The sequence below is a fragment of the Bradyrhizobium niftali genome, from assembly GCF_004571025.1.
GTDB classification, from domain to species: domain Bacteria; phylum Pseudomonadota; class Alphaproteobacteria; order Rhizobiales; family Xanthobacteraceae; genus Bradyrhizobium; species Bradyrhizobium niftali.
On the sequence record NZ_SPQT01000006.1, the window covers coordinates 78,389 to 103,217 of the forward strand.

Here is a 24,829-nt window from a genome sequence, read left to right on the forward strand (position 1 = left end):
TTAATGGCTGAATTTCCTGACCATAAGGTACTTGTCATAGGTAGTGTCACCTATGCGAATGGCACGGGGGTCCGTGCCGTAGATTTCGAACCCGTTGCGCTTGTAGGTCTTGATTGCCGCAGTTGCCGTCAACAGGACGGCAAGATGCACCTGTTCGACGCATGCCTCGGCATGGGCAAGAAGCTCTTTGATAAGCCGATCTCCGACACCTTTACCCCGACCATTTTCCTTCACATAAACCGTGAAGATGTGGCCTCTGTGTCGCGATCTTCTATCCGGCAAGACATAGAAGCCCCCGACACCGATCAAGCTGCCACATTCAAAAGCGCCAAGGATCGCTCCGCTCAGCCAATGGCGATACGCCGCCACCATCGTGTCGCCGCCCTCGTCTTCTTCGGGGGAACCAAAGGATTCAGGGTGCGTCTGAAGCGCCTCCGCGCGAATTTCGCGAAGAAGATCCAGATCGTCGACAGTCAGTCTCCGGATTTCCACATCCGCCCGAGCATCGGCAGCAGGTGACGTCATGATCGCCCCTTTTTCCTTTCTAACGGCGAAGGATGGTATCCGCATGGATTGTGACCTCTCACATCCCCCCACGGCCCCACAGATATAGCGCACGATCTCTCAACCTCTCGATGGCGCGTTCAGGCGTGATGTAGTCGATCTCGCCACGCGTCAGGCCGATATCCATCAGCTCCCTGTCACTCAGGTCCTGCAATGTGACCCGTGGGTGCTGCCGCCGCTCCTGAAACGCATACCAATATCGCCTGAGCAGGCCGAGGACGCTACGCGTCGATGCGGCTGCTGGTCCGGCAGCATCGCCGTCCGACAAGGCGTCGTCCAGCGCTGCGGCAGACGCCTTGAGACGTGCTGCCAACGCATGGTCGATCGCGTCCTTGGCTTGCGCGATGGAGAGGTTGAGGCCGCGTCCTGCGGCATCGCCCTCAATTTCGGATGAGATGCTCGTCAATTGGGGTGGCATCGGATGCTCCTGCTGTTGTGCCGGCAGGGAGCGTGGCCAAACAAAAGGCCCCGTCCGATGCCGGCGGGGCCTGGTGGAAAAGATGTCGTCGTCGAAATCCTAGCGCACGACTCCTTCCACGGCCCAGCCGAAGCGGGTCATGTGCGAGAAGTCGACGTTGCGCGTGCATTTAATCATGGGCGGCTCATACCATGGCAATCCTGCAAAATCAAGGGATGTGCGGCGGTCGGCTGCATCCTGGAGGCGAGCCCCTTGCTCCGGCCAATTCGTCCTCCGTAAAGCGGATGCGACCAATCCCGTGAAGTTCGCCGCAACCGCCTGCCCCAAGGAAGGATGGCGGCTCATCATCATCCTTGCTCGATCCGGATCATCGCGATCCCAACCGATTTTTGGCAGCGTCGCTGACTGGCGTGTAAAAACTCACGAGAGTTCCTTCCGGATCCCGAAACTGGGCCGTGCAATTTCCCCAGGGCATCATCTTCGGCTCATGCACCACCTCCACGTGGTGCTTCAGCCTCGCAAATTCAGCTTCCACATCATCGACCTGGAATTCGACGATCGCGGTACGGTTGAGGGCAGGCTCCGCGCTCCCTTCCTTGAATAGCGCCACCGTCTCGACGCCACCAAAGGCGAGCGTTGCCGAAGGAGTGACGATTTCAGCGAATACCGGCGCTAGCCACTCGGCCGTTTTGCCGGTCACCTTCTCATAAAATTCGACGAGCGCCTTGATGTCTGCAGCAATCAGGCGCGTTGAAGCAAATCTCACAGTGTCGTCTCCTGTAGGTCTCCTGCCGCCCCGCGCGACGCCTGACCCGTAACGCCGTGCTGCTGACAGCATGGTGTCAGCAGCATGCCGGCACTTTACCGCGCAGCGTCACGCCACCAGGTTTATGGGTACATCGCCTAACCGCGCACCAGCGAGACCAGCCAGCGGCGGCCGAACAGGATGAGGATCGCGATCGCGTAGACGATCGTGCCGCCGACGGCGAGCAGGGCCAGCGTCGCTTCGTCCCGGAAAGGATGCACGGAGGCAAGAGCGGCCGGGCTGAAGCGCGCAATCAGCCAGAACGCGGCGGCGAGGATCAATCCGGTCAGCAGGAATTTGCCGAGCGACAACAGCCAGGCGCGGTCCGGCACGAGAAAGCCGCGCCGCACGGCGAAGAAGAGCACCAGCAAGAGATTGGTCCAGACACCAACGGCGGTTGCCAGCGCGAGGCCGATCTGGGCCAGCGATCCCATCAAGGCGAGCTTCAGCGCAACGTTGACGGCGATACCGGTCAGCGACGCCCGAACCGGCGTCGCGGTGTCCTTGCGCGCGTAGAACGTCGCGACCGCGCTGCGGATCAGCACGAAGGGGATCAGGCCGATGGCATAGGCCGCGAGCGTCGCGCCGGCAGCGGCGGCATCGGCCTTCGAGAACGCGCCGCGGGCGAACAGCGCGCGCATGATCGCGTCGGGCACGGTGAGAAAGGCCGCGACGAACGGCACCGAGAACAGCAGCGTGAAATCGAAGGCGCGGCGCTGCGCCTTCATCGCGCCGTCATGGTCGTTGGCCGTGATCCGCCGCGACATCTCCGGCAGCAGCACCGTGCCGATGGCGATGCCGATGACGCCGATCGGCAATTGATTGAGGCGGTCGGCGTAATAGAGCGCCGACAGCGCGCCGGCGGGCAGGAAGGTCGCGATGATGGTGTCGGCGAACAGCGCGACCTGAGTGCCCATCGAGCCCAGCGTTGCAGGTCCGAGCGCTTTGAAAAAGCCGCGAACGTCTTCGTCGAGCTTCAAGGGCGCAAAGCGCGGCAGGCCGCCATGGCGGGCGAGATCGCCCGCGAGCAGGAAATATTGCAGGAAGCCGGAGATGAGGACTCCCCAGGCCGCGGCATGGCCCGCGGTCGGAAACCAGACGGCAACTGCCAGCGTCATCATCATCGCGACGTTGAGGAAGATCGAGGCGGCCGCGGCGCTGGCAAAGCGCTGCATCACGTTGAGCATGCCGCCGTAGAGCGTCACCAGCGTGATCAGGAGCAGATAGGGAAAGGTGATCCGGGTCAGCTCGATCGCGAGCTTGCGCTGCTCGGCATCCTCGGAAAAGCCCGGCGCCAGAATGCTCATGGCTTGCGGCATGAACAGCCAGGCGACGATCAGCAGCACCACCTGCGAGGCCAGCAGCAGCGTGAGGATGCGGTCCGCGAACAGGTGTGCTGCCGCCTCCCCCTTCTCGCCATGGACATGCGCATAGGCGGGCACCCAGGCGGCGTTGAAGGCGCCCTCGGCAAAGATCGCGCGGAAATGATTGGGCAGCCGCAACGCCACGAAAAAGGCGTCGGCCACCGGGCCTGCGCCGAGGATCGCCGCAAGCATGATGTCGCGGGCAAATCCCGTCAGCCGCGAGAGCAGTGTGTAACCGCCGACTGTGAAGATACGTCCGAGCATGCGGACTCTTCTAGAGGCTTATCAGGCAGAGGTCGATTGCATCTTGCGATGCGCATTGCTGTGCCCTCTCCCCTTGTGGGAGAGGGCAGCACCGCGAGTAGACACAAACTCATTGGGGTGAGGGGTCTCTCCGCGCATTCCGTACGGAGAGAGACCCCTCACCCGTCTCGCCGCTGTCGCGGCGAGCCACCCTCTCCCGCAAGGGGAGAGGGGAAGAACTATCAAATCAGCTCGAAAGCGCGCCGCGGACGGCGGCGATGATTCGCTCCTGGTCGGCTTCGGTCAGGTAGGCGTGCATCGGCAGGCTGATGACGTCCTGCGACAGGCTCTCGCAAGCAGGCAGGCCGCCCTCGGCGACTGGATACTGCTTGTAGGCGGTCTGCTGATGCATCGACTTGCCGTAATAGATCGCGGTCGGCACGCCCTGGGCCTTCAGTGCGGCAGCAAAGCCGTCGCGGTCGGTGCCCTCGGGGAGGCGGATCGTGTACTGCGCCCAGACCGAGGTATTGCCCGGCGCCAGACGCGGCACGGTGACGACGTTGGACAGCCCGCGCGCATAGCGCTCCGCAACCCTGTTGCGGGCGGCGATCTCGTCGTCAAAAATCTTCAGCTTCTCGATCAGGACCGCGGCCTGCATGGTGTCGAGCCGGCCGGTCAGGCCGAGGCGGACGTTGTCGTATTTGTCCACGCCCTGCCCGTGCACGCGGATGCTGCGCAGCTTGGCTGCGAGCTCGTCGTCATCGGTGAAGATCGCGCCGCCGTCGCCGAAGCAGCCAAGCGGCTTTGCCGGGAAGAAGCTGGTGGCGGTGGCGAGCCCGAAAGTGCCAAGCTTGCGGCCCTTGTAGCTTGCGCCAAAACCCTGCGCGGCATCGTCGAGCACGAACAGGCCTTCGGCCTTGGCGATCTCGGCGATGGCGTCGTGATCGGCGGGCTGGCCGAACAGGTCGACCGGAATGACCGCGACGGGCTTGAGGCCGGCCTTGCGGGCGGTGGCGATGCCGCGCTTCAGCGACTCCGGGCTCATGTTGAAGGTCGCCTCGTCCACGTCGACATAGACAGGCGTCGCACCGGTCCGCGCCACCGGCGAGGCGGTTGCGATGAAGGTGAAGGACGGACACAGCACGGCATCGCCTGGCCCGACATTCATCGCCATCATCACCATCAGGATCGCGTCGGTGCCGCTGGCACAGCCGATGACGTGCTTGGCGCCGCAATAGGCCGCGAGCTGCTTCTCGAGCTCGGCGACTTCAGGGCCGTTGACGAACTGGCAATGGTCGAGAACGCGCTTGACGGCGGCATCGAGCGAGGCGCCGAGCCGGCGGCGCTGCGAGCCGACGTCGATCAAGGGAATGGGTTCGGAGCGCAGATGCTGGTTCATGGCGCCTTGCTGATTGTCCTGCGAAGTTGGAGAAGCCGACATGGATGGAGATCAGCCGGCGACGCGGCGCGGGCCCTTGCGGGCGGCCGACGTCGCGGCGGGACGCGACGGCGTCTCCAGGCACTGCGTGGCGATCTCGAGGCTGGCGACGCCCTCGTCGCCGGTGACCGCCGGCGTCTCGCCGTGGCGCACGGCCTTGAGGAACGCGATCAGCTCGGCGCGCAGCGGCTCGTCGTGGCCGACGGGCAGATGCCGCATCGAATAGCTGCCGTCGGGCTTGAAGCCGAAGCACTCGGTGACCTGGCGCGTCAGGAGATCGCCCATCACGTATTTGCCGCGGGTCGCAACCGTGACGCTGCGCGCCTTGAACGGCGTCAGCCAGTTGGTGTTGATGTGGGCGAGCACGCCGTTGGCGGTGCGGAACTGCAAGAGCGCGATGTCCTCGCGCTCGGCGACCGCGCTCGACAGCTGCGGCTGCACCTCGACGATGTCGGATTCGGTGAACCAGCGGATCAGGTCGATGTCGTGCACGGCGAGGTCGATGACGACGCCGACATTGGACATGCGCGGCGGGAACGGACCGACGCGGGTGATCGCGATCGAGAGGATGTCCTCGCCCGCGATCGCCTGCTTGACGGCGGCGACCGCCGGATTGAAGCGCTCGACATGGCCGACCATCAGCGTGACGCCGGCCTTTTGCGCGGCGGCGACGATCTCGCGGCCTTCCGCGACCGTGGAGGCGATCGGCTTCTCGACCAGCACGTGGATGTTCTTGGCGATGCAGGCGAGCGCGACCTCGTGATGCAGATGGGTGGGCGCTGCGATGGTGACGGCATCGACCCCGGCGGCGAAGAGCTGGTCGAGCGTCTCGAAGCCCTGGCAGTTGGCAAGCTCGCTGGTGCGCGTCAGGTGCGCCGGCGAGGGATCGACCACGCCGACGAGAGTGACGCCGGGAAGACCCGCGAGCACGCGCGCGTGGTTGCTGCCCATCACGCCGGCGCCAATGACACCGACGCGCAAGCCTGCCTTGGCAGGTGCTGACCCTTTGGAACTCATTTGAGCAAACCCCGATTCAACGCAAATCCCCGGGCCGCTTCTAGCACGGGCGCCACATTTGTGGCGAATGCGCAGCTTCCGATCCGGACACGATTTGATTCAAAAAGTTACACATTCCCCGGGCCTTAAGCCGCTGAAAGATACCGCTCTTTCGGCCCGGGTCGCGTGATTCGGAGCCTGCTGGTTACGACCTTTGATAGTCGTCTTCAATCCGGATGATGTCGTCTTCCCCGAGATAGCTGCCGGTCTGGACCTCGATGAGCTCCAGCATGATTTTGCCGGGATTCTCCATCCGGTGCACCGCGCCCATCGGGATGTAGATCGACTCGTTCTCGTGCACCGTCTTCACGGTCTCGTTGACGGTGACCCGGGCGGCACCACGCACCACGATCCAGTGCTCGGCACGATGATGGTGCTTTTGCAGCGACAGCCGCCCGCCGGGCTTGACCACGATGCGCTTGACCTGGTGACGCTCGCCATTGTCGACCGACTGGTAGCTGCCCCAGGGCCGGTGCACCTTGAGATGCTCCTCGGTGACCTTCGGGGCGACTGCCTTGAGCTTGGTCACGAGGCGCTTCAGGCCGTTGGCATCCTTCTGGCGCGACACGAGGACCGCATCAGCGGTCGCGACCACGACGAGATCGTCGACGCCCTCGAGCGCAACCAGCGCGGAATCGGTGGTGACGTTGCAGTTGCGCGAATCCTCGAACACGGCGGCGCCGTGCGCGGCGTTGCCTAGCGCGTCCTTCTCCGACAATTCCCACACCGCGTGCCAGGAACCGACGTCGGACCAGCCGCAGGACACCGGCACGACGGCCGCGCGCGAGGTCTTCTCCATCACCGCGTAGTCGATCGAGATCGCCTTCGCCGAACCGAACGCCTCGGGCTCCAGCGTCACGAAGCCGAGATCGCGGCCGGCGTTGTTGACTGCATTAGCGACCGCCTCCACGCTGGCCGCATCGACCTTGCGGTATTCGTCGAGCAGGACGGTCGCCGGGAACATGAAGTTGCCGCTGTTCCAGAGATAGCCCGAATTGACGTAGTCGGCCGCCTTCACCGCGTCCGGCTTCTCGACGAAGCGCGCGACCGCGTGCACCTCGCCGGAGATCACCTCGCCCGGGCTGATATAGCCGTATTCGGTCGCCGGCCGCTCCGGCTTGACGCCGAAGGTGACGATGCGCCCGGCGCTCGCGGCGGTGAGGCCTTCGCGGCAGGCCGCGACGAAAGCGGCCTTGTCCTGCACCACGTGATCGGCGGCGAGCGCGAGCACGATCGCATCGCTGGCGCGGTTCTGCGCGAACACCGCGCCCGCGGCGATCGCGGGGCCGGAGTCGCGCCGCATCGGCTCGAGAATCACGTCGGCCTCGATGCCGATCTCGGCGAGCTGCTCCAGCACCATGAAGCGGTAGGACGCATTGGTGATGACGATCGGACGATCGAACAGCGAGGCGTCCGAGACGCGCAGCAGCGTGTCCTGGAAGGTCGAGCGCGCGCCGAACAGCGCCAGGAACTGCTTGGGGCGCACCTCGCGCGAGGCCGGCCACAGCCGCGTGCCGGCACCGCCGCACATGATCAGGGGGATAATGCGTTTGTCCATCGTCATCTCAAACCTTGAAGTAGTCCCGATACCAGGTGACAAAATTACGAACCCCCTGCTCGATCGGCGTTGACGGTGCAAAGCCGGTGTCGCGCATCAGGTCCTCGACATCCGCGAACGTTTCCAAGACGTCTCCCGGCTGCATCGGCAGCAATTCTTTGATCGCCGTCCGACCCAGCTCCTGCTCCAGAAGTCCGACGACGTGCATCAGCTCCTCGGGGCGGTGGTTGCCGACATTGTAGACCTTAGACGGCGCATTTGCGGCAGCCGGGTCGTCGGCCGGCACCCGATCGATCAGCTTGGACACGACACGGGTGACGTCGTCAATATAGGTGAAGTCGCGGCGCATCCTGCCATGGTTAAAGAGCCGGATCGGCCGCTCCGCCATGATGGCGTTCACGAACAGAAACATGGCCATATCGGGCCGTCCCCACGGGCCGTAGATGGTAAAGAAGCGCAAGCCCGTGACCGGCAGCCGGTAGAGATGGCTGTAGGACTGCGCCATCACTTCGTTCGCCTTCTTGGTCGCGGCGTAGAGGCTCACGGGATGATCAGTCCGGTCCTGCACGGCAAATGGCAGTTTTGTGTTGGCGCCGTAAACGGAGGATGACGAGGCGTAGACCAGATGACGGCAGCCGTTGTTGCGGCAGCCCTCCAGCACGTTGAGAAAGCCCTGGAGATTGGAATCGGCGTAAGCCTGCGGATGCTCGATCGAGTAGCGCACGCCAGCCTGGGCGGCCAGATGCACGACCTTGGCAAATCGATGCCGCGCAAACAGCGCTGCGATCGCCTCGCGGTCGGCAAGGTCAGCCTTGACGAAGGAGAAGCGGGAATCGCTCCGCAACAGCTCAAGCCGCGCGCTCTTCAGCGCCGGGTCGTAATAGTTGTTGAGATTGTCGAGCCCGACGACCGGCCGGCCTTCGGCGAGCAGCTGCCGGGCGACGTGAAAGCCGATGAAGCCGGCGGCCCCGGTGACCAAAATCGCCTGATCCGTCATCTTGTTCCCAAGGGGACCTCTGACCCTCGCCGCATCTTTAGCCGGTATCGAGGGGGCGCAATAGCCCCGCCATACGTCATAACGGCCGTTCATAATCCACTTCGTCACCGCTATTGCAAGATCGGCGCCAAAACCATACCAAAGCGGCCTAATTCGGCGCCTCGCGTCGGGTTGCCTCAAATCTTCGCAAACCCTGTTCATGCGGACGAGATGCGCCGAATCCTGCTGTCGACGGCCAAGATCCTGATTTCCGCGGCGCTGCTCTACCTGGCGCTGCGCAAGGTCGATTTATCCGAACTGTTTTCGCGCTTCACCGCGACCAGCCTGTTCTGGATCGGCATGGCGATCGCGGTCACGTTCCTGCAAATCTTCGTCGGCGTGTTGCGCTGGCGCGAGGTCGGCGCCGCATGCGGCGCGCCGCTCGAGCTCGCCCGGGCCATGCGCTACAACGTGATCGGATCCTTCTTCAACCAGACCCTGCCATCGGCGATCGGCGGCGATGCGGTCCGGCTGTGGCTGGTCGCGCGCGCCGGCGCCGGATGGCGCGCGGCCACCTACTCCATCTTTGTCGATCGCGCGATCGGCCTCATCGCGCTCGCGATCCTCATCGTCGCGAGCCTACCCTGGAGCTACTCCCTCATCACCGATCCGCACGGTCGCTCGGCATTGCTGCTCGTCGACCTTGCCGCGCTCGCCGGCGGCCTCGGCTTCCTGGTCTTCGGCGCGCTGAAATGGCGATGGCTGAAGACGTGGTGGGCCACCCACCACATCCACGCCTGCGCGGTGATCGCCAACCGCGTGATCTTCAGCCGCAGGCGCGGGCCGGTCGTCGCGATCCTGTCGCTGATCGTGCATGTGCTCGCCGCCGTCGTCGCCTGGTGCGTCGTGCAGTCGATCGCCGCTCCCGTCCGCTTCAGCGACGTCCTCCTGCTGGTGCCGCCGGTGATGCTGATCACGATGATGCCGATCTCGATCGCCGGCTGGGGCCTGCGTGAAGCCACGATGGGCCTGGCGTTCGGCTTCGCGGGACTTGCCGCAAGTGAGGGCGTCAACGTCTCGCTGTTGTTCGGCGCCGTGTATTTCATCGTCGGCGCGATCGGCGGCCTGGTCTGGATCCTCAGCGCGGAGAAAGCCGCGCAAGGGTCGGCCCCGATCGGGGTGCCGGAGTGAGTCCGGCCGCCGACGCGCTCGCCGCCGCACCCTCGCTGCTTGCCGTTGCGATCGCCGCGATGGTGTCGGCCGTCATCACCTGGACCAGCCGTCCCCTGCTCCAGCGTTACGCACTGGCGCGGCCCAACGCGCGGTCCTCGCATCGCGTTCCGACCCCGCAGGGTGCGGGCATCGCGGTGATATCAGCGACGCTGATGGTCGCATCGGCCTGGGCAGCCTGGGCAAACGTCGCGATCCCGCCGGCGCTGATAGCTGCGACGGTCTTGATCGCACTGGTGGGATTTGCCGACGACATTTTCTCGCTGCCGGTGCTGGTGCGGCTCGTGCTCCAAGCCGCCGCTGTCGGGGCCGTTGTGTTCACCGCGCCCGAAACGGCGCGCATCGTGCCCGCGGTGCCGCTCGCGCTGGAGCGCGGCCTCCTCCTGCTCGCAGGCGTCTGGTTCGTGAACCTCGTCAATTTCATGGACGGGCTCGACCTGATGACGGTCGTGGAAGTCGTGCCGATCACCGCGGCGCTGCTGCTGCTGGGATGGCTCGGCGAACTGTCCTGGCCGGCCGCACTGCTCGCCACCACCCTGTGCGGCGCCATGATCGGCTTTGCGCCGTTCAATCGTCCCGTCGCGAAGGTGTTTCTCGGCGATGTCGGCAGCCTGCCGATCGGCCTTCTGCTCGGCTGGTGCCTGCTGGAGCTCGCCTGGCACGGGCAGCCGGCCGCGGCGCTGCTGCTGCCGGCCTATTACCTCGCGGATGCCACCATCACGCTGTTTCGCCGCGTCGCCCGCCGCGAACAATTCTGGTCGGCGCACCGCTCGCACTTTTACCAGCGCGCGACCGACAACGGCTTCAAGGTCACGCGCGTGGTCGGCGAGGTGTTCGCGCTCAATCTCGTGCTGGCACTGCTGGCGATCGTCACCGTGCGCGCCGCTTCGATGCCGGTCACGCTGCTCGCGTTGCTCACAGGCGCGATCGCGGTCGGCATCGTCCTGCGCCGCTTCTCCCGCCCTCAGGCGTCCTGAGCCGATAGCGCAAGCCGCAGGCCCTCGTCGAGGGAGACCTGCGGCTCCCAGCCCGTTGCGATCGCCTTGGAGATGTTGAGCTCGAGCGAGCCGATCAGGCTGTCATGCATATCCTGCCGTCCGATCATGCTGAGCAGGGTGCCGAGCAGGTCCGGCGGCACGCGGAACAGCCGCGGGCTCTTGCCGGATGCTTTCGCCAGGCGCTCGATGAATTCGGGCGTCGAGACCTGCTCCCGGTCCGCCACCAGGAAGATCTCGAAATTGCTGGCGGGGTCGGGATGAGCGAGCCGGCGCAGGACGAACGACGACAGGTTCTGCACGGCCAGGAAGGCGCGGTGATTGCGGATCGCGGCAAAGGGCAGCGGCAGCCCCAGGCTCACCGCGCGCGTCAGCAGCGCGAAATTGCCCTTGGCGCCCGCGCCATAGACCAGCGGCGGCCTGATCACCGAGATGCTCATGGCGCTGTCGCGCGCCAGCGTCCTCAAGCCCGCCTCGGCCGCGGCCTTGGACATGCCGTAGAGGCCGCGCGGCGTCAGGATGTCGTTCTCGCTGAACGGCGCGAGGCCCTCGTTGCTGCGGCCGTGCACGAGAACGGTGCTGACGAAGATGAACTGGCGCACGCCGGCCGCCGCCGCGCAGCGCGCCAGATGCAGCGTGCCGAGGATGTTGACGTTGCGGTAGAGCTGGACCGCTTGCTCCTCGTGCTTGTGGTGCACGCGCGCGGCGAGATGGACGACGGCGTCGACGCCTTCGAGCGCGGCCTTCCACTCGGTCGCGGGACCGATCGTTTCGATCACGACTTCGTTGTCGGCACCCGTCAGACTGCGTACGGCGCGGCGGACCGACCACCCCTCGCGTGCGAGAGCGGGTACGACATGACCACCGACGAAGCCGCTCGCTCCCGTGACCAGCACGACCGGTTTGCGCTCGCTCATCGCTGCTCCGAAAGATCCGGGTTGCGCAACAATTCGTCGACCAGGGCGGCGTAGGCGTTCATCGCGGTGGCGCGGTCGAACTTCGATGCCGCCTTCACCGCGCGCTCCGCCATGGCGCCGTCGTCGGAACGGGACGCCGCACGGATCGCCTCGGCGAGCTGGTCGGCGCGGCCCGGCGTCACGACCCAGCCGAGCCCGTTCTCCACCACCGTCAACGCGGCTTCGGCCTCCGGCTCGGACACCAGCACCACGGGACGGCCGACCGCCAGCAGATTGTAGAAGCGGCTCGGCACCGACACCCCCGCAACGTCCTTCCGGTACGGAATGATCCAGAGATTGGCAGCCGCCAGGAACGCCTCGAGCTCGGCATCCTCGACCCGCCCCACGAAGGAGACATTGGGCAGGTTCGCGGCCGCCTGCAACTGCTTCAGCCGCGCAAAGCCGATGCCCCAGCCGGAGAGCAGGAAGTGGATGTCCGCCTCGTCCTTCAAGAGGCGCGCCGCCTCGAATACGATCTCCGGATCATGGGTGAAGCCGAGATTGCCCGACAGGCCCACGACGAAACGCGCGGCGAGCGGCTTGCGGAACGGGTTGTCCGGCGACAGCGGACGCGGCCCGGGCGTGAGCGTCGCCCAGTTCGGGATGAAGCGGATCTTGTTCCGCTTCATCCCGGCATAGCTCAGCAGCGGCCGCTCCGCATCGCGGCCGATGGTGATGACGGCATTGAGCGCGCGGAACATCAGGCTGTTGGCGAAGCGCATTGTCCGCGTCACCATCGAACCGGGCTTCAGCAGGCCCGCCGTCACGAGCACGTTGGGGAAGAGGTCGTGCAGGATCAGCGCCGAGCGGGCGCGCTTCAGCCTTGCGGCCGTCGCGACCGCGTAAGGCAGCATGAACGGCGCGGTGACGGTGACCACAACGTCGCCGGGCCGGAGCTCCCGCATTAACGCAAGGAACGTGCGCGCCGCGAACAGCAGTTCGGCCGCGCCGCGCCGCACCAGCGCCGCCTTGCCGGTCATGCGGTTCTTGATAGCGACGATCCGCGGCTTGCCGGGGCCGGTCTGCGACGCCGGCAACGCGCCGGGTGAGCCCGACAGCACGACGACCTCGTGCCCCGTTGCGAGACGGCAGGCGATCTCGGCCATGATCGCCGCCGTCGTGCTCGGGTCCGGTGGATAATGCTGGCTCGCAACGACGATCTTGCCGGGAGACTGCATGGTCAGGCCGCGGTCGATCCGAATTCCGGAACTGCGTCCTTCAGGATGGTCCTGATGGTGGCCCGATCGTCGCGCGCGATCGCCTGCTCGAGTGCTGCGATCCACTTGCGCAGGGTCTGCATCGGCGGCTCGTTCGGCTGCGCGGCCATGATGCCGGCGACGCCGATCTCGCGGGTCGGCTCCTCGGAGGCGAACAGGATCTCGTGCAGGCGCTCGCCCGGCCGCATCCCCGTGAACACGATCTCGATGTCGTAGCCGGGCTGAAGGCCGGAAAGGCGGATCATGCGCTCGGCGAGATCGACGATCTTCACCGGCTGACCCATGTTGAGCACGTAGACCGAGACGTCCGAACGCTGCGTTCCGAGCGCATGCGTCGCCGCCGTGATGACGAGATCGCAGGCCTCGCGGATGGTCATGAAGTAGCGGACCATGTCGGGATGCGTCACCGTCACGGGACCGCCGGCCTCGATCTGGGCCTTGAACTTCGGCACCACCGAACCGTTCGACGCCAGCACATTGCCGAACCGGACCGAGATCAGCCGCATCGGCGGCTTGGCGCCGCTGCCGCCTGCGGCGAGATCATGGTCGAGCGCCTGGCAGTACATTTCGGCGAAACGCTTGGTCAGGCCGAGCATCGACACCGGCTCGATCGCCTTGTCGGTCGAGATCATCACCATGGCTTCGGCGCCGGCGCCGTGCGCGGCGTCGGCAACGTTGATCGAGCCGAAGATGTTGGTCTTGACGCCCTCGCTCCAGTCGCGCTCCAGGATCGGCACGTGCTTGAGCGCGGCGGCGTGAAACACGATGTCCGGCTTGAACTCGGCCATCAAGCGCATGATGCGCTCGCGGTCGCGTATGTCGGCGATCCGCCCTTCGATCGCAGCCGCCGCGCCCTGCGCGGCGAGCGTCTCCGTCACAGCGTAGAGCGCCGGCTCGGAATTTTCCACGATCAGGAGGCGCGCGGCGCCGAACGCGACCACGCGCTCGCAGATCTCGGAACCGATCGAGCCGCCGCCGCCGGTGACGATCACCGCCTTGCCCCTGATCAGGGCTTCGAGCCGCGCATAGTCGATTGTCTCGCTCGGCCGCAGCAGGAGGTCCTCGACCGCGACCGCCGTGAGGCGCGGTGTATCGCCGCTTTCCAGCGAGGGCATGCGGTTGACGATCACGCCGAGCTTGCGCGCCCGCATCAGGATCGATTCCGGGTGCGCCTCCGGCTCGAACGCCGACGGCGTCATGACGAGGCGCCCAATCGGCTTGTTGCGCTTGGCGAAGTCGGCGATGACGTCCTCGACGTCGTCGACGCCGCCCAGCACCGGCACGTTGCGGATGAACTGGCCGCGATCGGAACTCGACGGCGACAGCACGCCGACCGGCCAGATGCGTTTGATGGCGCCGCTCTCGATGCCGCGCAGGAGCACCTCGGCATCGGCGGCGCGGCCGATCAGCAGCGTCGGCGCGGCATCGTCGGTCCGGGCATGGCGCCGCACCCGCGTATAGCGGAAGTAGCGATAGGCCATGCGCGAGGCGCTGAGAAAGGAGACTTCAAGGAACCAGTAGAGGACGATCGTCACCTTGCCGAGGAAGAAGGCGCCGCGGACGTTGGGGGCGACGAAGATGTAGTCGAGCGCGAGCAGCGCAACCGTCAGCACGGTCGCAACACGAATGATGTTCAGCGCGTCGGGCAGCGAGATGAATCGCCATTTCGTCGTGGTCAAGTTGAAGACGAAGAACACGACCACGCTGAAGGCGAGGAAGTAGGGCAGAATCTGGAAAAGCAGCGGCAAGCGGTCGAAGAAGCCGTCACCGCCCTCGAAACGGAGATAGAAGGCTGCGAACAGCGCCGCGGTGGTCGCCAGCAGGTCGTGGAGCGCGATCAGGAAATTGCGCAAGGTGAGATGCGAAAGACGCGTCATCCGCCGACCGATGAAATCCCAGTTAAGTGCAACCTGACCGCGCTGATAGCCCATCTCGACAGGACTTGCCAGCCGCGCGGCCGTTCAGGAACCGGCTTCCCCCACCTTCGCTTCGGCCGTGTCGGGCCCGGATCACCATGCCACCGGCAACGCCGACGCCGATGACATACATCCAGCCCTCGTGGAAGTCGAACAGATGGGAGTTGAACAGCGAGGTGAAGACGTTCTGCACCACGACCAGCAGGCCAATCCAATAGGCCAGCCCGTCGCCGCGGAACAACAGCAGATGCAGGATCCAGATCGCATAGAGAACGGCGATGCCGATCACGCCCCATTGCACGGCGACATTCAGCGTCTGGTTATGCGGATTCCCGATTACCTCGGCAGACGCCTGGTACTGGACGCCGGGTGTCGCGACGCGCTCGAACAATCCGCGCGTCGAGCCCGTACCGTGCCCCATGACCGGCGCCTCCGCGAAGAAGCCGAGCGATTTCCGCCAGAATTCGAGCCGCAGGCCCAGCGAGGTCGGCTCGCCCTTTTCGACATAGCGCGTGTAGTCGCTGGCAAAGGTATCGGCGGTCTTGCGCAATTGCGGCGAGGCCTGCCAAGCGAGGACGGCGCAGACGATCAGCGTGGCGGAAATAATCGCAACGCTGCGCCAGCGCAGGTGCAGCAGTGCGAACACGCCAAACATGATCGGAACGGTGACGAGCGCGGTGCGCGATACCACCACGAAGGCCATGTTGACGAAGAAGCTCAGCGCCAGCGCGATCAATAATCCCGCGAACCAATAGCGCTTCTGACGCAGCAGCATCACGATGGGATAAGCGAGCGCGACCGCGCACAGCGCGAATTCCTGGCTCTGGTCGATGTAGTTCTTGACGAAGATGCCGCGCTCGAGGTGGTCGGGCTTGAGCGTCAGGTTGGGATAGAAGACGACCAGCCACGACATCACCGACAGCAGCGCGCAGGACACCAAGAAGGCGATGAAGATCCAGTGTCCGCGCGGCGAGCGCTCGAAATGATAGAGCAGAACGGGCAGCACGAGCAGCTTGACGGTCGGATTGACCGCATAGAGGCGCGCGCCCCAGGCCGCATCCGACCACAGCGTGCCCACCAGCGCGAGCAGGACCAGCGCGATCGGCGCGGCTGCGATCGGGCGCTTCAGCGATTGCAGGAATGCGCGGACGTCGAGAAACGGCACCATGCAGACCAAGAACAGAGCGTTGAAGATCGCCGCGAGCGAGGTCGACCAGGGCAGCGAGGCCACGGTCAGGATCGCGAACAGGTCGGCCGTCTCGCACCACGCCGCCGGGCTGCGACAGCGCCGCCACAGCATCTGGCCGGTCGTCTCCCGGGCGAGCGTCGTCACTTGGTCCGTCACTTGCCCCCTCCCCGCGCGCGATGGACCAGCGCGGTGGTGCTGAAACCCTGGAGGATGTCGACCAGTACGACCACCCCGCCCGCGGCCTCGACGACCTCATGGCCGACCACCTGCTCGCGGGTGTAGTCGCCGCCCTTCACCAGCACGCCGGGCTTGATCCGGGTGATCAGGTCGATCGGCGTGTCCTCTTCGAAGATGACGACGAGATCGACCGCTTCGAGCGCGGCCAGCACCTCGGCGCGGGCGCGCTCGTCCTGGACCGGACGGTCGGCGCCCTTCAGCCGCCGCACCGAGGCGTCGCTGTTCAGGCCGACGACCAGGCGGTCGCAAGCGCCGCGCGCCGCGGTCAGCACCTTGACGTGACCGGGATGCAGGATGTCGAAGCAGCCATTGGTGAAGCCGACCCGCAGGTCCTGCCTGCGCCATTCCGCGAGTTGCGCGTCGAGCGCCGCCGGCTCGAGCACGATCTTCTCCTCGGCCGCGAGATAGGCGTGCGGCAGGATCTTTCGCCGCAGCTCGGCCGTGCTCACGATGGCGGTGCCCTGCTTGCCGACGGCGACGGAGGCGGCGGCATTGGCCACGCGCAGCGCCGTGTCCCAGTCCGCGCCCGCCGCGAGCGAGACCGCGAGCGCGGCGGCGACGGTGTCGCCGGCGCCGGAGACGTCGCGCACCTTCACGGGGACGGCCGGAACGTGAACGGCCGCGCCCTGGCGCGGCACCAGCGTCATGCCGTGCTCGCCTTGCGTGACCAGGATCGCCTCGCAATCGGCGAGCCGCATCACGTCCTCGCTGGCATCGACGATGCTCTGCGGCGTGTCGGCGCGGCTGCGGGTCGCCTCGGCAAATTCCTTGCGATTGGGCGTGAGGAGCGTGGCGCCGCGATAGATCGCCCAGTTCAGGCTCTTGGGATCGACGATCACGGGCTTGCCGAGCTTTCGCGCGGCGTCGATGGTGTGGCGGATCACGCGCGCCGTCAGCACGCCCTTGGCGTAGTCGGACAGCAGCACGATGTCGGCGCGGGCGACCTGCGGCAGGATCGCCTCGATCAGCTTCGCCTCGACCTCGTCGGAAGCAGGCTGCGCCTGCTCCCAATCCGCGCGCAGCATGTGGGTGGAGAAATGCTCGGAGACGAAGCGGACCTTTCGCGTGGTCGGCCGCGACGGATCGCACACCAGCGCGCTTTCGATGCCCCCCTGCTCCGCAAGCGCGACCGCGAGCCGCTTGCCCGCATCATCCTCGCCGACGAGGCCGACGAAGATGCAGCGCGCGCCGAGGGAGGCGATATTGCGCGCGACATTGCCGGCGCCGCCGATATCGATCTCGCTGCGCTGGGCAACGATGACCGGCGTCGGCGCTTCCGGCGAGATCCGCGACACCTCGCCATAGACGAACTCGTCCAGCATGATGTCGCCGATGCAGAGCACCGTGCGGCCTGAGATCGTTTGCGCGAGGGCGTCGAAATCGAGAATGGGCGTCGGCATGATCCTGGAGCCTCAGCGGAAGCGGTCGGGCCGGTCGAGATAATCCCCGACATAAGCCTTCACCGCATCCTCGAGCGTCGTGAAGCCGCCGTTATAGCCGGCGCGGCAGAGGCGATCGACCTCGCTCTGGGTGAAGTATTGATAGCTGTTGCGGATCTGTTCGGGCATGTCGATATATTCGATGTTGGGCCTCGCCCCGAGCGCCGCATAGGCAGCCAACATCAGATCCCTGAAGCTGCGCGCCTTGCCGGTGCCGACATTGAACAGCCCGGACACCGAGGGCGTTGCCAGCAGCCACATGATGACGCGCACGACATCGTCGACATAGATGAAATCGCGGCGCTGGTCGCCGTCGGCGATGCCCTCGCGATGCGACTTGAACAATTGCACGGCGCGGCCCGCCCTCACGTCGTCGAAGCGCCGCGCCAGCACGCTCATCATCGAGCCCTTGTGATACTCGTTGGGGCCGAACACGTTGAAGAATTTCAACCCCGCCCATTGCGGCGGCAGCTTCTCGCCGCGCGCGACGCGCTCGGCAACAGTGAGATCGAACAGGTGCTTGCTCCAGCCGTAGAGGTTCATCGGCCGCAGTTTCTTCAGCGCGCCCAGCGACGCATCGTCGTCAAAGCCTGCCTCGCCGTCGCCATAGGTCGCCGCCGAGGAGGCGTAGATCAGCGGCACCGCATTCGCCGTGCACCAGTCGAGCAGGCGCATGGAGAGACGGAAATTGGTTTCGAACACGAGATCGCCGTCGGTCGCGGTGGTCGCGGAAATCGCCCCGAGATGGATCACCGCGTCGAGCTTGCGGCCGTTCAGCCAGTCCAGCAGCTCGGCCGGGGGGACGATATCCACGAGCTGCCGCTTGGCGAGATTGCGCCACTTGCCCTCGGTGCCGAGGAAATCACAGACGACGACGTCACTGCGGCCGGCGTCGTTCAACGCGGCCACGACATTCGACCCGATAAAACCGGCTCCGCCGGTCACCAGCAACATTCCAACCACCCTGCCCGATCTTCGCGGCCCGATACCTGCCGTAGCGCATCATCTGCCAAAGTGTAAGCATTTTGGGACCAACGCGCTGCCGGCTTTACCTGCCGGCCGGGAGCGGCTAACCGAACCGCCAGATCAGTCCGTCCTCGGTCCTATTAACGAATGAACCAAAATTCACAATTTAGTGGAAGCGCGGATCGGAGCGACACCCGCCCGATCCTGATCGTTCCCTACATGTGGATCGGCGATTTCGTCCGGAATCACACCGTGGTCCGGGTCCTGAAGGAGCGCTGGCCGAACCGTCCGGTCGATCTCCTGACCACGTCCCTGTGCGCGCCGCTGGTCGATTACATGCCCGGCGTGCGCCAAGGTATCGTCTGGGATCTGCCGCGCGGCCGGCTCGCCGTCGGTCGCCAGTTCGGCCTAGCAAAGCTCCTGCGCGAGCGGAACTACGGCACCGCCCTGGTGCTGCCCCGGACCTGGAAGGCCGCCATCGCGCCTGCGCTGGCCGGGATCCCCGAACGGGTCGGCTTCGTCGGCGAGTTCCGGTTCGGCCTGCTCAATCGCTGGCGCTGGGGCGAGAAAAAGCTGCCCCGCTTCATCGACAAGAACGCTGCGCTGGCCCAGCCCGACGGTGCCCCCCTGCCGCCGGAATGGCCGGTGCCGCAATTGCGGGTCCCGGCCGAGGACATCGTCCGCTGGCGGCAGGCCAATGGCCTCGGCGCCGGCGCGGCCGTGGCGCTGGCCCCCGGCTCGGTCGGCGTCTCGAAGCGCTGGACCTACTATCCGGAGGCCGCCCGGCTGCTGGTCGAGCGTGGCCTCGAAGTCTGGGTCGTGGGCGGCCCCGCCGAAAAGGGCCTCGCCCAGGAGATCGTCGCGGCGGGCGGCCCTGATGTCCGCGACCTCACCGGTACCGATTTGCGCAACGGCGTGCTGGCCATGGCCGCGGCCGGCGTCGCCATCTCCAACGATTCCGGCCTGATGCACATCGCGGCGGCCCTGGGCACGCCCACCATGGGCATCTTCGGCCCGACCAGCCCCTACCTCTGGGCCCCCCTTAACGGCCTTGCCGCCACCGTGGTCCAGGACAAGAGCGTGCTGTCCTGCCAGCCCTGCCAGAGCACGATCTGCAGGATGAACGACCACCGCTGCATGCGCGATATCGCAGCGTCCGAGGTGGTGGCGATTGCGCAGCGGGTGCTGAGTGAGGCGGGGGCGCGGGCCGAGACGTGAGGCCGCCGGGGCTTCGCCGATGATGACATCATGCCGGTCTCTTGCCCGACGAGTCAAACGGGTTTCGTAAAATCAGCAGCGCATCGACCCCGCCGCCAAGCCATTGATTCCGTTATCCCCGGCTACTGTGCATGGGGTTGTTTTCGCGCTTTTTGTTTTGGGGGCGCGACAGCGGTGGCTCAGAGCAGCGGACGATAGACCTGGCCGATCCGCGCCGCTTCGGCATCGAGGCTGAACCGTTCGAGCACCCGTACCCGTCCGCGCTCGCCCATTGCGGTTGCGGCAGCCACATCGCGCATCAGCGGCTCCAGCGCCGCGGCGAGCGCATCGGCATCGCCCGTCGGGATCAGCACGCCGGTGACGCCATCTTCGACCACAAGCTCGGCCGCACCGGCGCGCGCGGCGACGAGCGCACTTCCCGCCGCCATCGCCTCGATCAGCGTCAAACCAAAACCTTCGTTGCGCGAGGTGAAGGCGTAGATCGTCAGCCGCTGGTACCAGCGCTGCACCGCTTCGATCGGCAACTCGCCGGTGATGACGATGCGCGATTGCAGGCCGGCTGCCTCGATGCGCTTCTTCAAGTCGTTCGCGAAGGGCGTCTGCTCGGGCGTGACCTGACCGACGATGATTGCGGTGAAGTCAGGATAGTGCGGCAACAACCGGCACATCGCATCGATGAACACGTCGGTGCCCTTCTGCGCGCGCACACGGCCGAAGCAGCCGATCGCGTAACGCCCCGGCAACCCGCTTTCAGCGAACGCCGCCGAACGATCCATCGGCGGCGCATAGACGTCGGTGTCGACGCCATGCGGGATCACCGTGGCCTTCACCTTCAGGAACGAGGCCGAGAGATCCGACGTCGCGACGATCGCGTCCATGCGGCGGATCAGCCAGCGCGTGATCCAGCTGTGGTGCCGCTGCGCCGCAGATGTGAAGACCAGTTTCAGCGGCCAGCCGAGTGCGCGCAGCACGACGCCCGCGATCATCTCGTTGTTGCGACGCGCATGCCAAATCAGCGGCGTCTTGCGGCGCCATAGCCGGAGGAAATCGGCCACGCTCAGCCGCGCGATCCCCTCCGGCGCGTCCGAGCCGAACCACGCCGCGCGATACAGTTTCGCCAGCCGCGGCGCCACCATCCGGTTGGTCGCGGTGACCCCGGAATAGCGCCTGTGCAGATTTGGCACGATCACTTGCAGATCGTCTGGGGAGTTCGCCACGTCATGCTCCGTTTAGCAGACCCCCTATACGCAACATTAAGCATAGTGACCAGTTCAGCCGCGCCGATACCCCCTCTTCACCACGCAAACGGTAGCTTGGCGCGTTGATCGAAGACGGGTGAGATCATGACTGTGCTAGTCACCGGCGGCGCCGGCTATATCGGAAGTCACACGGTCCTGGCGCTGGCGGAAGCCGGCGAGGACGTCGTCGTGATCGACGATCTCTCGACCGGTTTCTCCGCCTACCTGCCGGAAGGTGTGCCGCTGTTCATTGGCGATGCCGGCGACGAGAACCTGCTCGAGGGCGTGATCGCCCAGCACAACATCGAGAGCATCATCCATTTCGCCGGCTCGGTGGTCGTGCCGGAGTCGATGCGCGATCCGCTCGGCTACTACCGCAACAATTTCATGACCGCGCGCAACCTGCTCAACGTCGCAGTGAAGCGCGGCATTGGCCGCTTCATCTTCTCCTCGACCGCCGCCGTCTACGGCAATCCGGACGAGGTGCCGGTGCCCGAGCACGCGCCGACGCGGCCGCTGTCGCCCTACGGCTCGTCGAAGCTGATGACCGAAATCATGCTGCACGACGTCGCCGCCGCCTACGGCATGCAGTACGTGGCCCTGCGCTACTTCAACGTCGCCGGCGCCGATCCGCAGGCACGCATCGGCCTTGCCACCGTCGGCGCCACGCATCTGCTCAAGATCGCGGTCGAGGCCGCGACCGGCCAGCGCGCCAAGATCGACGTGTTCGGCACCGACTATCCGACCCCGGACGGCAGCTGCATCCGCGACTTCATCCACGTCACGGACCTGTCGCAGGCGCACCGCTCGGCGCTGGCTTACCTGCGCAATGGCGGCGCCTCGACGACGCTGAATTGCGGCTATGGCCGTGGCTATTCGGTGCTGGAGACCATCGACGCGGTGCGCCGGGTGTCCGGGCGCAGCTTCGCCGTGCAATACGCCCCGCGCCGGCCCGGCGACATCATGACCATGGTCGCCGACACCAGCCGCATCCGCGGCCTGCTCGACTGGAAGCCGCAATACGACGACCTCGAGACCATCGCGGCCCACGCGCTGGCCTGGGAGGACAAGCTGTTCCGCGAGCGCCATGGCGAGCTCCGCCACGCCGTCTCGGCCTAGATTCCATCCGGACGCAAGCCCTTAATTGGGCTTGAAAAGCCCCGCTTTAGCGGGCACAGAGGCCCATCGATCCCTGACGCGCGGGCAGGCTTTTCCTTGCGCCGTCAATGGACTACGGATGGCCCAGTTTCCAAAGAAAATCACTGACGATCCCTATACGGCAGCGGTCCTGATTCGCCGCCTGGTCACGGAACAGGGGATCGTCTACTGGCGGCGTTACCTCGTCGCCTTCGCGCTGATGGCGCTTGCCGCCGGGTCGACCGCGGGCGCGACCTATGTGCTCGGCCAGGTCATCAACCAGGCCTATGTCGACAAGAACATCCCGGGCATCGCGATGTTCTCGGGCATCACGGTGATCCTGCTCTTCATCAAGGGGGTGGCGACCTACGGCCACATGGTGATCCTGACCAAGATCTCCAACGCGATCCTCGCCACCAACCAGCGCCAGCTGTTCGCCAAGCTGATGCGCGAGAGCATCGGTTTCTTCTCCGAGCGGCATTCGTCCGAATTCCTGGCGCGGCTGACGGCCGGCGCCAAGTCGATCACCGACGTGCTCAACATGCTGGTCAATGCCATCGGGCGCGACTTGCTGATGCTGCTCGCGATGATCGGCGTGATGGTGTGGCAGGATCCGCTGATGTCGTTCATCGGCCTCGTCGCGGTGCCGCCGGCGATGCTGGTGCTGCGCAAGCTGGTCAAGCGCATCAAGGGCCTCGCCTTCAACCAGTTCACCGGCACCGCCGACATCATGGAGACGATGCAGGAATCGCTGCAGGGCATCCGCACTGTCAAGGCGTTCACGCTCGAAGAGACCATGCAGAAGCGCATCGACGAGAACATCGCGATCGTCGAGCGCAACGCCAACAAGATGGCCCGCGTCGCCAACCGCTCCAATCCGCTGATGGAAATGTTGGGAGGCTTCGCAGTCGCCGGCTGCCTGATGTACGGCGGCTATGCCGTGGTCGCGCTCAACGCCACGCCCGGCGCGTTCTTCTCCTTCATGACCGCCTTCCTGATGGCGACCGAGCCGGCCAAGCGGCTGGCGCGGCTTAACATCGATCTGAACAGTCAGCTCGTCGGCGCGCGCATGCTGCTGGAAGTCGTCGACAGCCCGGCGAGCGAGCATTCCGACGACGACAAGCCGGCGCTGAAGCTGTCGGACGCGCGGATCGAGCTGCGCGACGTCAGTTTCTCCTACCGGACTGGCGAGACCGTCCTCAACCGCATGAGCTTCACCGCCGAACCCGGCAAGGTCACCGCGCTGGTCGGCCCGTCCGGCGGCGGCAAGTCCACCGTGCTGGGGCTGCTGCTGCGCTTCTACGAGGTGACGCAAGGCGACATCATCATCGACGGCCAGTCGATCGGCGCGGTCTCGCGCAAGTCGCTGCGGGCGCAGACCGCCTATGTCGGCCAGGACGTCTACCTGTTCCGCGACACCATCCGCAACAACATCGCCTTCGGCAAGCCCGGCGCGACCGAAGACCAGATCATCGACGCCGCGAAAGCGGCCTGCGCGCATGATTTCATCATGAGCTTCCCGCTCGGCTACGACACGCCGGTCGGCGAGCACGGCACGCAGCTCTCCGGCGGCCAGCGTCAGCGCATCGCGGTGGCACGCGCGCTGATCAAGAACGCGCCGATCATCCTGTTGGACGAAGCCACCGCCGCGCTGGACTCCGAGTCCGAGAAGCAGGTGCAGGAGGCGATCGAGCATCTCTGCCAGAACCGCACGACCATCGTGATCGCGCACCGCCTGCACACCATCATGCACGCAGATAGCATCCTGGTGGTGGAGGGCGGCGAGATCGTCGAGCAGGGCCGGCACGACGAGCTGCTGCGCCGCTCGGGCCGCTACGCCTCGTTCTTCCGCCTGCAACATCACGACGCCGGCACTCTGGCGCCGATCAGCGCAACCGCATAGAATTCCCTTCACCTCAAGAGCAGCGAGACCGCTTCATGAACGCCGCCTCCTACGTCATTCCGCTTCCATCGCAACCATCGCTTCCCGTCGTCGGAGAGGCCGGCCGTTATCCGGTGCGCCGCATCTGGTGCGTCGGCCGCAACTATCTCGAGCACATCCGCGAGATGGGCAATGACGAGCGCGCGCCGCCGTTCTTCTTCGCCAAGCACGCCGACATGCTTGTACCCGATGGCGCCACCATCCCCTATCCGCCGCTGACCAAGGACCTGCATCACGAGGTCGAGCTGATCGTCGCGATGAAGAGCGGTGGCCTCAACATTCCCGCCGACAAGGCGCTCGACCATGTCTACGGCTACGCCGTCGGCATCGACCTCACCCGCCGCGACCTCCAGATCGCCTCGCGCAAGAAGGAGCGTCCCTGGGAGATCGGCAAGTCGTTCGACTATTCCGCGCCCTGCTCCGCCGTGCAGCCGGCCGCGAAGATCGGCCATCCCGCCAAGGGCAAGATCTGGCTCACGGTCAACGGCAAGGAAGCGCAGAAGGGCGACCTCACCGAGCTGATCTGGAACGTGCCCGAGATCATCTGGCAGCTCTCGCAGCAGGTGAAGCTCGCCGCCGGCGACATCATCATGACGGGCACGCCGGCCGGCGTGTCGCAGCTCCAGCCCGGCGACAAGCTCGAATGCGGCGTCGACGGCGTCGGCACCCTGAAGGTCTCGATCGGCCAGCCGGAATAGGCTGCACGACATCTCGAAAGCGAAAGGCC

Annotated in this window: 20 protein-coding genes and 1 pseudogene; 6 read left to right on the forward strand and 15 right to left on the reverse strand. The window is 65.7% G+C overall.

What is annotated here, in order from left to right:
* From E4K65_RS13970 to E4K65_RS14005, 8 genes are all read right to left on the reverse strand, one after another.
* Positions 1 to 525 carry a GNAT family N-acetyltransferase gene (locus E4K65_RS13970; RefSeq protein WP_167770795.1) on the reverse strand — a complete coding sequence of 175 codons (525 nt, stop codon included), beginning with the start codon at positions 523 to 525 and terminating at the stop codon, positions 1 to 3.
* Between the two features lie 58 nt (positions 526 to 583).
* A complete protein-coding gene (locus E4K65_RS13975; RefSeq protein WP_235885634.1) occupies positions 584 to 982 on the reverse strand; it encodes a DUF1127 domain-containing protein in 399 nt (132 codons plus the stop codon).
* Between the two features lie 367 nt (positions 983 to 1,349).
* Positions 1,350 to 1,748: a VOC family protein gene (locus tag E4K65_RS13980; protein ID WP_135174653.1), complete on the reverse strand. Its 399-nt coding sequence runs from the start codon at positions 1,746 to 1,748 to the stop codon at positions 1,350 to 1,352.
* A gap of 137 nt (positions 1,749 to 1,885) precedes the next feature.
* Positions 1,886 to 3,415 (reverse strand): murein biosynthesis integral membrane protein MurJ, encoded by a 1,530-nt coding sequence (murJ, locus tag E4K65_RS13985; protein ID WP_135174654.1) that lies wholly within the window; start codon positions 3,413 to 3,415, stop codon positions 1,886 to 1,888.
* Positions 3,416 to 3,641: 226 nt separating this feature from the next.
* Positions 3,642 to 4,793 (reverse strand): DegT/DnrJ/EryC1/StrS family aminotransferase, encoded by a 1,152-nt coding sequence (locus tag E4K65_RS13990; RefSeq protein WP_167770796.1) that lies wholly within the window; start codon positions 4,791 to 4,793, stop codon positions 3,642 to 3,644.
* 51 nt (positions 4,794 to 4,844) lie between these two features.
* Positions 4,845 to 5,849 (reverse strand): Gfo/Idh/MocA family protein, encoded by a 1,005-nt coding sequence (locus E4K65_RS13995; protein WP_135174656.1) that lies wholly within the window; start codon positions 5,847 to 5,849, stop codon positions 4,845 to 4,847.
* 184 nt (positions 5,850 to 6,033) lie between these two features.
* Positions 6,034 to 7,446 (reverse strand): mannose-1-phosphate guanylyltransferase/mannose-6-phosphate isomerase, encoded by a 1,413-nt coding sequence (locus tag E4K65_RS14000; protein WP_167770797.1) that lies wholly within the window; start codon positions 7,444 to 7,446, stop codon positions 6,034 to 6,036.
* Between the two features lie 7 nt (positions 7,447 to 7,453).
* Complete coding sequence (locus E4K65_RS14005) at positions 7,454 to 8,443, reverse strand: SDR family NAD(P)-dependent oxidoreductase (RefSeq protein ID WP_135174658.1); 990 nt, start codon at positions 8,441 to 8,443, stop codon at positions 7,454 to 7,456.
* A 210-nt stretch (positions 8,444 to 8,653) separates the two neighbouring features.
* On the opposite strand from E4K65_RS14005, the gene E4K65_RS14010 reads away from it, so the two are divergent.
* Both E4K65_RS14010 and E4K65_RS14015 read left to right on the forward strand, forming a co-directional pair.
* Positions 8,654 to 9,613: a lysylphosphatidylglycerol synthase transmembrane domain-containing protein gene (locus E4K65_RS14010; protein ID WP_135174659.1), complete on the forward strand. Its 960-nt coding sequence runs from the start codon at positions 8,654 to 8,656 to the stop codon at positions 9,611 to 9,613.
* On the forward strand, positions 9,610 to 10,629 hold the full coding sequence (locus tag E4K65_RS14015; RefSeq protein WP_135174660.1) for an MraY family glycosyltransferase: 1,020 nt from the start codon (positions 9,610 to 9,612) through the stop codon (positions 10,627 to 10,629). The genes E4K65_RS14010 and E4K65_RS14015 overlap by 4 nt, the downstream gene beginning before the upstream one ends.
* Here the strand turns inward: E4K65_RS14015 and E4K65_RS14020 are convergent.
* From E4K65_RS14020 to rfaD, 6 genes and pseudogenes are all read right to left on the reverse strand, one after another.
* Positions 10,617 to 11,564: an NAD-dependent epimerase/dehydratase family protein gene (locus E4K65_RS14020; protein WP_135174661.1), complete on the reverse strand. Its 948-nt coding sequence runs from the start codon at positions 11,562 to 11,564 to the stop codon at positions 10,617 to 10,619. The genes E4K65_RS14015 and E4K65_RS14020 overlap by 13 nt on opposite strands.
* Positions 11,561 to 12,781, reverse strand: a complete 1,221-nt coding sequence (locus E4K65_RS14025; protein ID WP_167770798.1) for a glycosyltransferase family 4 protein — start codon at positions 12,779 to 12,781, stop codon at positions 11,561 to 11,563. The genes E4K65_RS14020 and E4K65_RS14025 overlap by 4 nt, the downstream gene beginning before the upstream one ends.
* A 2-nt stretch (positions 12,782 to 12,783) precedes the next feature.
* On the reverse strand, positions 12,784 to 14,697 hold the full coding sequence (locus tag E4K65_RS14030) for an SDR family NAD(P)-dependent oxidoreductase (protein WP_167770799.1): 1,914 nt from the start codon (positions 14,695 to 14,697) through the stop codon (positions 12,784 to 12,786).
* 84 nt (positions 14,698 to 14,781) lie between these two features.
* Positions 14,782 to 16,069 (reverse strand): annotated as a pseudogene (locus E4K65_RS14035) (O-antigen ligase family protein).
* Between the two features lie 8 nt (positions 16,070 to 16,077).
* A complete protein-coding gene (gene rfaE1, locus E4K65_RS14040; RefSeq protein ID WP_135174664.1) occupies positions 16,078 to 17,562 on the reverse strand; it encodes a D-glycero-beta-D-manno-heptose-7-phosphate kinase in 1,485 nt (494 codons plus the stop codon).
* 12 nt (positions 17,563 to 17,574) lie between these two features.
* Positions 17,575 to 18,555 carry an ADP-glyceromanno-heptose 6-epimerase gene (gene rfaD, locus E4K65_RS14045; protein WP_135174665.1) on the reverse strand — a complete coding sequence of 327 codons (981 nt, stop codon included), beginning with the start codon at positions 18,553 to 18,555 and terminating at the stop codon, positions 17,575 to 17,577.
* 159 nt (positions 18,556 to 18,714) lie between these two features.
* Here rfaD and waaF point away from each other — a divergent pair, with 159 nt between their 5' ends.
* On the forward strand, positions 18,715 to 19,785 hold the full coding sequence (waaF, locus tag E4K65_RS14050) for a lipopolysaccharide heptosyltransferase II (protein ID WP_135174666.1): 1,071 nt from the start codon (positions 18,715 to 18,717) through the stop codon (positions 19,783 to 19,785).
* A 179-nt stretch (positions 19,786 to 19,964) separates the two neighbouring features.
* On the opposite strand, the gene E4K65_RS14055 is transcribed toward waaF, so the two are convergent.
* On the reverse strand, positions 19,965 to 21,002 hold the full coding sequence (locus E4K65_RS14055; RefSeq protein ID WP_135174667.1) for a glycosyltransferase family 4 protein: 1,038 nt from the start codon (positions 21,000 to 21,002) through the stop codon (positions 19,965 to 19,967).
* Between the two features lie 126 nt (positions 21,003 to 21,128).
* Here E4K65_RS14055 and galE point away from each other — a divergent pair, with 126 nt between their 5' ends.
* The 3 genes from galE to E4K65_RS14070 all read left to right on the forward strand — a co-directional run bounded on the left by galE (position 21,129) and on the right by E4K65_RS14070 (position 24,800).
* Positions 21,129 to 22,142 carry a UDP-glucose 4-epimerase GalE gene (gene galE / locus E4K65_RS14060; RefSeq protein WP_027545121.1) on the forward strand — a complete coding sequence of 338 codons (1,014 nt, stop codon included), beginning with the start codon at positions 21,129 to 21,131 and terminating at the stop codon, positions 22,140 to 22,142.
* A gap of 118 nt (positions 22,143 to 22,260) precedes the next feature.
* Positions 22,261 to 24,063, forward strand: a complete 1,803-nt coding sequence (locus E4K65_RS14065) for an ABC transporter ATP-binding protein (protein ID WP_135174668.1) — start codon at positions 22,261 to 22,263, stop codon at positions 24,061 to 24,063.
* A gap of 35 nt (positions 24,064 to 24,098) precedes the next feature.
* Complete coding sequence (locus E4K65_RS14070) at positions 24,099 to 24,800, forward strand: fumarylacetoacetate hydrolase family protein (RefSeq protein WP_027545119.1); 702 nt, start codon at positions 24,099 to 24,101, stop codon at positions 24,798 to 24,800.
* Positions 24,801 to 24,829: the final 29 nt, after the last annotated feature.

What these genes read in the sequence shown, in the direction of transcription:
- E4K65_RS13970 (WP_167770795.1), bottom strand. Translation starts at nt 525, where the DNA reads ATGACGTCACCTGCTGCCGATGCTCGGGCGGATGTGGAAATCCGGAGA.
- E4K65_RS13975 (WP_235885634.1), bottom strand. Translation starts at nt 982, where the DNA reads ATGCCACCCCAATTGACGAGCATCTCATCCGAAATTGAGGGCGATGCC.
- murJ (WP_135174654.1), bottom strand. Translation starts at nt 3,415, where the DNA reads ATGCTCGGACGTATCTTCACAGTCGGCGGTTACACACTGCTCTCGCGG.
- E4K65_RS13990 (WP_167770796.1), bottom strand. Translation starts at nt 4,793, where the DNA reads ATGAACCAGCATCTGCGCTCCGAACCCATTCCCTTGATCGACGTCGGC.
- E4K65_RS13995 (WP_135174656.1), bottom strand. Translation starts at nt 5,849, where the DNA reads ATGAGTTCCAAAGGGTCAGCACCTGCCAAGGCAGGCTTGCGCGTCGGT.
- E4K65_RS14000 (WP_167770797.1), bottom strand. Translation starts at nt 7,446, where the DNA reads ATGGACAAACGCATTATCCCCCTGATCATGTGCGGCGGTGCCGGCACG.
- E4K65_RS14005 (WP_135174658.1), bottom strand. Translation starts at nt 8,443, where the DNA reads ATGACGGATCAGGCGATTTTGGTCACCGGGGCCGCCGGCTTCATCGGC.
- E4K65_RS14010 (WP_135174659.1), top strand. Translation starts at nt 8,654, where the DNA reads ATGCGCCGAATCCTGCTGTCGACGGCCAAGATCCTGATTTCCGCGGCG.
- E4K65_RS14020 (WP_135174661.1), bottom strand. Translation starts at nt 11,564, where the DNA reads ATGAGCGAGCGCAAACCGGTCGTGCTGGTCACGGGAGCGAGCGGCTTC.
- E4K65_RS14025 (WP_167770798.1), bottom strand. Translation starts at nt 12,781, where the DNA reads ATGCAGTCTCCCGGCAAGATCGTCGTTGCGAGCCAGCATTATCCACCG.
- E4K65_RS14030 (WP_167770799.1), bottom strand. Translation starts at nt 14,697, where the DNA reads ATGACGCGTCTTTCGCATCTCACCTTGCGCAATTTCCTGATCGCGCTC.
- rfaE1 (WP_135174664.1), bottom strand. Translation starts at nt 17,562, where the DNA reads ATGCCGACGCCCATTCTCGATTTCGACGCCCTCGCGCAAACGATCTCA.
- rfaD (WP_135174665.1), bottom strand. Translation starts at nt 18,555, where the DNA reads ATGTTGCTGGTGACCGGCGGAGCCGGTTTTATCGGGTCGAATGTCGTG.
- waaF (WP_135174666.1), top strand. Translation starts at nt 18,715, where the DNA reads ATGAACCAAAATTCACAATTTAGTGGAAGCGCGGATCGGAGCGACACC.
- galE (WP_027545121.1), top strand. Translation starts at nt 21,129, where the DNA reads ATGACTGTGCTAGTCACCGGCGGCGCCGGCTATATCGGAAGTCACACG.
- E4K65_RS14065 (WP_135174668.1), top strand. Translation starts at nt 22,261, where the DNA reads ATGGCCCAGTTTCCAAAGAAAATCACTGACGATCCCTATACGGCAGCG.
- E4K65_RS14070 (WP_027545119.1), top strand. Translation starts at nt 24,099, where the DNA reads ATGAACGCCGCCTCCTACGTCATTCCGCTTCCATCGCAACCATCGCTT.